Source organism: Chamaesiphon sp. OTE_75_metabat_556 (assembly GCF_031378165.1).
Lineage (GTDB): Bacteria > Cyanobacteriota > Cyanobacteriia > Cyanobacteriales > Chamaesiphonaceae > Chamaesiphon.
This window is the reverse complement of sequence record NZ_JANNDR010000084.1, coordinates 1-7894: the sequence shown is the minus strand read 5'-3', so window position 1 is coordinate 7894 and position 7894 is coordinate 1. Positions and strand designations below refer to the sequence as shown.

The following is a 7894-nucleotide window of genomic DNA, read 5'->3' as shown; positions in this document are numbered from 1 at the left end:
TTCAATTATCAAATGAGATGCGAGTGGCACCGACCGGACGAATTCGCGATTCGCCCTAGTCGAGATCACGAAGCCGTAGAGAGGGTCGGCCGACAGGCGGTACATATCTAAAAATTGAGGAGATTTTAGGATTGATAACTGGAATTGACAAAATCAATGATTTAGTTAAATACCATAGAAAAAATCATTACATATCTCTATTGTATTTGTCAATACATCGCGACCAGATAAATCTGTAAGATATACCGATCAATCTCCTACAGTCCCAGCCATTGCGTGACAAGGCATTTCCCTACTCAAAGCTCAGTCGATCTCCACGGAGCATCGCATAGATATAAATAATTGTAAATGATCGTGTCGATAGAAGAAGTCTATGTGAACGACTGAGGTCGATCGGCTTTAAAATAGGTAAATTAAATTTTAAATGTTATGATAATAGAAACTATCTATTCAAAGAGATCGACTACCGCTAAAGCATGATGAAAAGAGGGTAGAGGGTCGTAGTGGACAGGACGCTTGCGTCCTCATACTGCCTACTCCCTACCCTCTACCCTCTACCCTCTACTCCCTACCCTCTACTCCCTACCCTCTACCCACCCCGCCACATAACTGTGAAACAAGCCACAATCCATCAGTTACATGTGTTAGAGGCGATTGCGCGGCACAACAGTTTCACCCGTGCTGCCGAAGAGTTGAATCTCACACAGCCGACAGTATCCCAACAAATGAAGCAACTGACTAAAATTGTTGGCATCCCCCTAGTCGAACAATTAGGCAAACGCTTCTATCTAACAGCAGCAGGCAAAGAAGTGCTCGCTGCCAGTCAAGAAATTTCGGGTCGCCTCGAATTACTCGAAAGCAGTCTCAATGAATTAAAAGGTCTAGAAAAAGGCCACTTGAGCCTAGCCACGACGACTACAGCTAAATACTTCGTACCGAGACTGCTGGGTACCTTCAAGCGACAGCATCCCGCCATCGAACTAAGTCTCAATATTACCAATCAAGCCCAAGTACTCGACAGGCTTGCCCACAATCAAGACGATCTGTATTTTACGGGCAGACCGCCTAAAGAACTCGATATCGAACTACGACCCATTTTACCCAATCCCTTAGTAGTAGTCGCGCCTAGCAATCATCCCCTCGCCCACGAACAAAAAACAATTTCGCTCAAACGATTGGTTGAAGAGCAATTTATTATGCGGGAATCTGGCTCTGGGACCCGCGCCATCGTCGAACAATTTTTTGCCGACAATCGCCTGGAGGTAAATACGGTGATGGAAATGAGCAGCAATGAAGCGATCAAACAAGGGATTGCTGGCGGCTTGGGACTTGCAGTATTGTCATTGCACTGCCTGTCGCTAGCAGTCCCGGGTGGCCCGTTGACTTATTTAAATGTTGAAGGTTTTCCGATTCAACAGCAGTGGTATGTAATTTATCCTTCCGGCAAACATTTATCTCTTGCTGCGCAAACATTCCTAGATTTTTTGCTTAATGAAGGTAAATCGATCGTTGAAAGTACGTTAGACGATCTATCAAACTTGAGTGTTCTACATCCGCCACAGGCAATCGACACGATCGATGATAGTTCGATTTAGCTGTCGCTGACAGTGAGGACATCATTTTGCGCCAGACAACCATCTTCGAGATGGACGATCCGATCGGCGACATCCAGAATCCGGTTATCATGAGTCACCATCAGGATCGTCGTCCCTTGCTCCTTAGCTAACTTCTGCACGATCTCGACGATTTCTCGTCCCGATTTACGGGTTTATGGACGATCGAAGATGCACGATCACGCCAGCAAGCAGGTACAAAAAAAGGAGTAGCGATTCGCTATTCCTAGAATTAAGTCGAGATCTGAGGGTACCCACGAGGGGCACACCTACAGAGTCATTGTGTAGGGGTGCCCCGCGTGGGTACCCTCTCTACTTATCAGTTAAGTTTCTTGCATCAAAATTGTGGCCGGTAAACGGCTGAAAGCCAGATGGTCATTTTGAACCTCAACAAAGATGGTATCGCCTTCATTGAAATCACCGCGCAAGATCCCTTTGGCGATAATCGTTTCCAGCTCTTTTTGGATCGTCCGTTTGAGTGGTCGCGCTCCATAGATGGGGTCGTAACCGACGTTGGCGATGTAATCAAGTGCAGATTCGGCCAGTTTGAGCGATAACTTGCGATCGACTAAACGTTTTTCGAGGCGGGCGACTTGGATTTTGACGATGCTCCGTAGTTGGGTGCGTTGGAGACTGTGGAAGATGATCGTATCGTCGATCCGGTTGAGGAATTCGGGACGGAAATTGTGACTCAGAGCCTCTAGGACGCGAGACTTCATCTCATCGTATTTAGTATCATCACCAGCAAGATCCAGAATATATTGAGAACCAATATTACTGGTCATGATAATCACCGTATTCTTGAAGTCTACCGTCCGACCTTGGGAATCGGTGACGCGGCCATCATCGAGAACTTGGAGCAAGACATTGAAGACATCGGGATGCGCTTTCTCGATTTCGTCGAATAAGATGACTGCATACGGACGACGGCGGATGCTTTCGGTGAGTTGTCCACCTTCTTCGTAACCGACGTAGCCAGGAGGCGCACCAATCAAGCGGGAGACGGCGTGTTTCTCCATATATTCGGACATATCGATCCGAATTAGAGCCTCATCCGCATCGAATAGATAGTTAGCAAGAGTTTTGGCCAATTCGGTTTTCCCGACACCCGTAGGGCCGAGGAAGATAAAACTGGCGATCGGTCGATTGGGATCGGAGAGTCCGGCACGAGATCGCTGAATCGCTTCGGCGACGGCAGTGACAGCCTCTTCTTGCCCGATCACGCGACGGTGTAGCTCGTCTTCGAGGTGGAGGAGTTTTTCCCGCTCGGTTTCGACTAATTTAGTCAGGGGAATGCCCGTCCATTTGGAGATGATTTCGGCGATGTCAGCTTCGGTGACTTCTTCGCGGAGGAGGGATTTACCAGTAGTCTGCGATTGGGCGAGTTTGACTTCGGCGGTTTCGAGTTTGCGGTGGAGTTCGATCAACTTGCCGTATTTGAGTTCGGCGGCGAGATTGAGATCGTAATTGCGCTCGGCTTGTTGGATCTCGATATTAACTGTATCGATCTCTTCTTTGATGGTTTGGATATTGGTAATAATATCTTTTTCTGATTGCCACTGAGCGGTCAGGGCGCGTTGTTCTTCTTTGAGATCGGCGAGTTCTTTTTCGATCTTTTGCAAGCGTTCGCGGGCGGAACTAGAGGTATCTTTATTAACCGACAACCGTTCCATTTCCAGTTGCAGGACTTTGCGATCGATCTCATCGAGTTCTTCCGGCTTAGAGGTGATTTCCATCTTCAGCCGAGCGGCGGCTTCATCCATCAGATCGATCGCTTTATCTGGCAAAAACCGATCGCTAATATACCGTGTCGATAAGGTGGCCGCAGCAACTAAAGCATTATCCGAAATCTTCACCCCATGATGGACTTCATAACGTTCTTTGAGTCCGCGCAAAATCGAGATCGTATCTTCGACGCTCGGTTGATCGACATATACTTGTTGAAACCGGCGTTCTAAGGCGGCATCTTTCTCAATGTATTTGCGATATTCATCAAGAGTAGTCGCCCCGATACACCGTAGCTCACCCCGCGCCATCATCGGCTTGAGCAGGTTGCCAGCATCCATCGCACCTTGAGTGGCACCCGCACCAACGACGGTATGAATTTCATCGATAAATAAGATAATTTGCCCCTGAGATTCGGTGACTTCTTTGAGCACCGCTTTGAGGCGTTCTTCAAATTCACCGCGATATTTGGCACCCGCAATCAGGGCACCCATATCGAGGGAAATCAAGGTGCGATCTTTGAGTGATTGGGGGACATCGCCACTAATAATCCGCTGGGCTAAACCTTCAGCGATCGCCGTTTTCCCGACTCCAGGTTCACCAATCAGGACGGGGTTATTTTTAGTCCGGCGGGACAAGATTTGAATCGTCCGCCGGATTTCATCATCGCGGCCGATCACGGGATCGAGTTTACCACGACGGGCAAAATCAGTCAGATCGCGTCCATATTTGGAGAGCGATTCGTATTTACCTTCAGGATTCTGATCGTTAACTTTTTGACTACCCCGAATCTGAGAGACGATCGTCTTTAGCTTACTTTCTTCTAATTTAAATTCCGCGAAAAACTGCTTACCAAAGCGATCGTCTTGGGGATATGCGAGTAATAAATGTTCGATCGAAATATAGTCATCCCCATAATCTTTGCGATACTTGTCCGCTCGATCGAGTAAAGTATCAACGCTCCGCCCCAGATATACCGAACTAATCGCCCCAGAGATCTTGGGCTGTTTTTGAATATAGTTTTCAAGTTCTTGGCGAAATTGGCTCAGATTTACGCCCGCTTTGGAGAGGATACTTGTTGCCAAGCCATCCTGTTCGAGGAGGGCTTTGAGCAGATGCTCTGATTCCATCTGCTGCTGCTGAGAAGCCTTGGCCACATCTAGAGTATTGGTGACAGCCTGCCAAGCCTTTTCGGTAAATTGTTGGGGGTTATTTGGTTGCATAATGCGACTGGGAATAAAATTTTATATAAGTAACCCTCGTGATGGACATCACTGCGATTACTCCCTCATTGTAGTGATTTCGATCTCCCTACTAGGATCGGTATTCACGATATAGCGGCTAGTTATTACCGAAATTACTAAATTTAGATAGTCCGTAGATCTAAAATGCAGATGCATCAAAACAAACACCCATACTTGCAAATTCAGATTTAATCGCCGTTAGTTGTCAAGCTCTAAAGATCGCAAAGTTGCCAATCAATCTCTGTCCCGCGCGACTTTAAAGCTGTATTAATCGCCGAAAAAGGTTTACTCCCAAAAAAGCCATTTCGGGCAGACAGTGGTGAAGGATGAGCCGATTGCATGACGAGATGTCGGCTAGTATCGATGAGTTTGAGTTTCTTTTGAGCGTAAGCACCCCACAGCACAAACACCACTGGCTCGGTTTTTTGGTTGACTTTAGTAATTACCGCATCAGTGAAAGTTTCCCAGCCCTTATCTTTATGGGAATTCGGCGTATGCGCGCGGACGGTGAGCACCGCATTTAGCATCAAAATTCCTTGTTGTGCCCATGGAACGAGGTAGCCATGATTGGGAATTTGGAGATCTAGATCGGTTTTGAGTTCTTTGTAAATATTGACTAGTGAGGGTGGGATTTTGATGCCAGGATTGACCGAAAAACACAATCCATGTGCTTGATTATCGCCATGATACGGATCTTGTCCGAGTAATAATACGCGGACATGTTCGTAGGGTGTTAATTCAAAAGCGGCAAACACATCGGTGGCAGGGGGAAAGATCGTTTGTGTCTGTCTTTCGGCACTGACGAAGTCTTGGAGTTGGTGAAAATAAGGTTTGTCAAACTCTGCGGCGAGTACCTGGTGCCAAGAGCTGGAAATTAGAGGGGGGTTCATTAGTGTTGGGTTGCGATAAAGTTCCAAATTAAACGATCGAACTGTTGCTTATTTTCCCATCATTATCAACAAGAGTGGGGACAAAATTTAAGTCCAGGCAACTACATCACAATGCTAGCAGTGTTTACTACTGCGAAATAACTGTCAGATTGCAACCGATCTTGGTTGTTTTCTTCGTCTTGATATCGTTACAACCTTGCTTTTTCTCTTAATTTTGAGGTCTTCATTATGACAATCAACCTTTCAAATCTAACTTTTACCAATCAGGCTGACATTGTCCCCTGATCGGGAACTGAAGAAATAACCAATACTGGTATGGCCAACACCCTCGGTGGTGCCGACGAAATTACTGGCAGTAGAACTTATAGCGATTCTCCTAGAATTTTTAACACTGGTACCATCAATACCGGAGCTGGCAGCGATGCAATTACCGCCATTAATATGATCACAGCCTAACTGTCGGTTTGCAAGCGATTAGCGATAAGATCGCCCGATTGGCAGCTAAATATTGGATGCGATTTTGATCGCATCTCCTGTTGTTTTTAATAGCACAATTGTCTTAGAATAACATCCCCGATAATGTATCGATACTCGTATTGAGATCGATCAGATCCATCACATATTGATGTTGTGCCAAGTTGCCTTGTGCTTCAAATAATTTAGCTGCTAATTGCCAATCGCTAACGCCTTCACGATCGCCATATAATTCGCGATTAGCGCAGCCCCGATTGACATAAGCTATCGCAAAATCTGGCTTGCGTTCGATCGCCAAGTTATATTCAGCAACGGCTAGATCGTATTTTTTAGCTGAATAATGTAAGTTGCCCCGGCGATAATAAGCGATCGCCAGTGTCGGATTGATTTCTACAGCATGGTTATAATCTGCCATTGCTGGCTCTTCTTGGCCTAACTTATAATAAGCATCGCCGCGACAGCTAAAAGCCAGTGCAATATTCGGCGAAAATTGAATTGCGAGCGTGTACTCGGCAATGGCACCTTGATAATCACCTTGCTTGTATTTTGCTTTAGCTGACAACAAAATATCGCCAGTATTCATAATTGCATTTGCACTATCTTGCTGTTCGAGCATATTCTTACATTCGCTAGTGGATATTCGGATTCGCTGACTTTAGAAGGACAAGGCCACAGATCGGATTTTTGTTCGTCACATGGCTGACTTTTGCCTATGATATTCTGCTGTAGACTAACTTTAGATATTCCGCATAGTCATCGATCTCAAGTCACGATTGGACTCATAATTGCTAACAATCTAGAGTGCCAATGTATTCAATTAGATAGTGTTCGTATCTCTATCGAGTAAATTGGTTTGCCGATCGTGGAGATTATTTAGCACAACTGTAAGTCTAAATAAATTGTGGAGATTGTGGGATGACTACGCTAAATTTTTCAAAAATACCAGCAGACATAGGCTGTTGAGGGCTTTTGTTTAGAGTACCCATCAGATTGACAAAAGTAACGATTGCTAGGTATACTTTTCAAAGTAAGCCAAATGACGTAATCTGTAATTCAAGTTATCCTTTGTTTGTTTATCAACTCGAACCAATTTTTAGTCTGCTGGTAGCATCACGGTCTAGTTGTTAACTGTCTAGATCGTGATATTGGGTGGTTCTGTGGCAACACTGGATGTACATTATAGATCCCATGCGGGTTTAAGAGTTTCCCCCCCAACACTCGGAATCAACAAGCTTAATCATCCATCATGAAAGATAAAAAACTCGATCTGAATGCTTTGATGCTCACTTATAACTTTGATGAGTATCCCGATCCAAGTTATTTGAACGTAAAAGCATCGGGCTTTTCATTCTGGAATTTTTTAGGTATGACCTTGCTGGGTGCGGCTATTTTTGGCATTACCCACCGCTCTTTTCACCTTTCTCAGAATCGCCATCATGGGAATGGATGGGATTCCAACATGGATGTCCTGCAATCTTTTGATGTAAATGCTGCTTGCAATCGGGGACAAACACTCATCCTCAAAGATTGTAATTCTTCATTTCCCCCCGATGTATCTAAATAATCGCCACGATCGACAGAATCGAGTTTGAGCGGTGAGGTCGATTTCGATCGACCTCGTTTTTTAGGCTGTCGAAAACTTAGAGACTGCCCACTTTCGATTTAATCGACGTCAAAAAGTTTCGCAGCAACTGTTTGCCCGATTCGGTCAAAATACTCTCAGGATGAAACTGTACCCCTTCAATGTGGGGATAATCCCGATGCCGCACACCCATAATCGTGCCATCTTCGACCCAAGCATTAATTTCCAGACAATCTGGGCAAGTAGCGCGATCGATCACCAGACTATGATAGCGAGTAGCTGTAAAGGGATTGGCTAAACCGGCAAAGACACCAGTACCGTCGTGGTAGATTTCGGAAGTTTTACCGTGCATTAACACGGGTGCCG

The 7894-nt window shown here is 45.5% G+C and carries 7 protein-coding genes and 1 pseudogene; 3 read left to right on the top strand and 5 right to left on the bottom strand.

Features of this window, described 5'->3' with window-relative positions; all coding sequences use genetic code 11:
* Positions 1-611 precede the first annotated feature (611 nt).
* Positions 612-1595 (top strand): LysR substrate-binding domain-containing protein, encoded by a 984-nt coding sequence (locus RMO27_RS03995; RefSeq protein ID WP_309729344.1) that lies wholly within the window; start codon positions 612-614, stop codon positions 1593-1595.
* On the opposite strand, the pseudogene RMO27_RS03990 reads toward RMO27_RS03995, so the two are convergent.
* The 3 genes and pseudogenes from RMO27_RS03990 to ung all read right to left on the bottom strand — a co-directional run.
* Positions 1592-1762, bottom strand: a pseudogene (locus RMO27_RS03990) (ABC transporter ATP-binding protein); the annotation flags it as partial. The gene RMO27_RS03995 and the pseudogene RMO27_RS03990 overlap by 4 nt on opposite strands.
* 174 nt (positions 1763-1936) lie before the next feature.
* Positions 1937-4561, bottom strand: coding sequence for an ATP-dependent chaperone ClpB (gene clpB / locus RMO27_RS03985; protein WP_309729343.1), 2625 nt, complete (start codon positions 4559-4561; stop codon positions 1937-1939).
* 233 nt (positions 4562-4794) lie between these two features.
* Positions 4795-5472, bottom strand: a complete 678-nt coding sequence (gene ung, locus RMO27_RS03980) for a uracil-DNA glycosylase (RefSeq protein ID WP_309729340.1) — start codon at positions 5470-5472, stop codon at positions 4795-4797.
* 315 nt (positions 5473-5787) lie between these two features.
* Between ung and RMO27_RS03975 the strand changes: the two genes are divergently transcribed.
* On the top strand, positions 5788-5928 hold the full coding sequence (locus RMO27_RS03975) for a hypothetical protein (RefSeq protein ID WP_309729337.1): 141 nt from the start codon (positions 5788-5790) through the stop codon (positions 5926-5928).
* Positions 5929-6031: 103 nt separating this feature from the next.
* On the opposite strand, the gene RMO27_RS03970 is transcribed toward RMO27_RS03975, so the two are convergent.
* Positions 6032-6562 carry a tetratricopeptide repeat protein gene (locus RMO27_RS03970; protein ID WP_309729336.1) on the bottom strand — a complete coding sequence of 177 codons (531 nt, stop codon included), beginning with the start codon at positions 6560-6562 and terminating at the stop codon, positions 6032-6034.
* Positions 6563-7192: 630 nt separating this feature from the next.
* On the opposite strand from RMO27_RS03970, the gene RMO27_RS03965 reads away from it, so the two are divergent.
* Positions 7193-7510 carry a hypothetical protein gene (locus tag RMO27_RS03965; RefSeq protein WP_309729335.1) on the top strand — a complete coding sequence of 106 codons (318 nt, stop codon included), beginning with the start codon at positions 7193-7195 and terminating at the stop codon, positions 7508-7510.
* 76 nt (positions 7511-7586) lie between these two features.
* Here the strand turns inward: RMO27_RS03965 and RMO27_RS03960 are convergent.
* On the bottom strand, positions 7587-7894 hold a 308-nt coding region (locus RMO27_RS03960; RefSeq protein ID WP_309729333.1), incomplete at its 5' end, for a glutamine amidotransferase-related protein.

Excerpts from the sequence above, each read along its gene's own strand:
- RMO27_RS03975 (WP_309729337.1), top strand. The coding sequence starts at position 5,788 with ATGGCCAACACCCTCGGTGGTGCCGACGAAATTACTGGCAGTAGAACT.
- RMO27_RS03970 (WP_309729336.1), bottom strand. The coding sequence starts at position 6,562 with ATGCTCGAACAGCAAGATAGTGCAAATGCAATTATGAATACTGGCGAT.
- clpB (WP_309729343.1), bottom strand. The coding sequence starts at position 4,561 with ATGCAACCAAATAACCCCCAACAATTTACCGAAAAGGCTTGGCAGGCT.
- ung (WP_309729340.1), bottom strand. The coding sequence starts at position 5,472 with ATGAACCCCCCTCTAATTTCCAGCTCTTGGCACCAGGTACTCGCCGCA.
- RMO27_RS03965 (WP_309729335.1), top strand. The coding sequence starts at position 7,193 with ATGAAAGATAAAAAACTCGATCTGAATGCTTTGATGCTCACTTATAAC.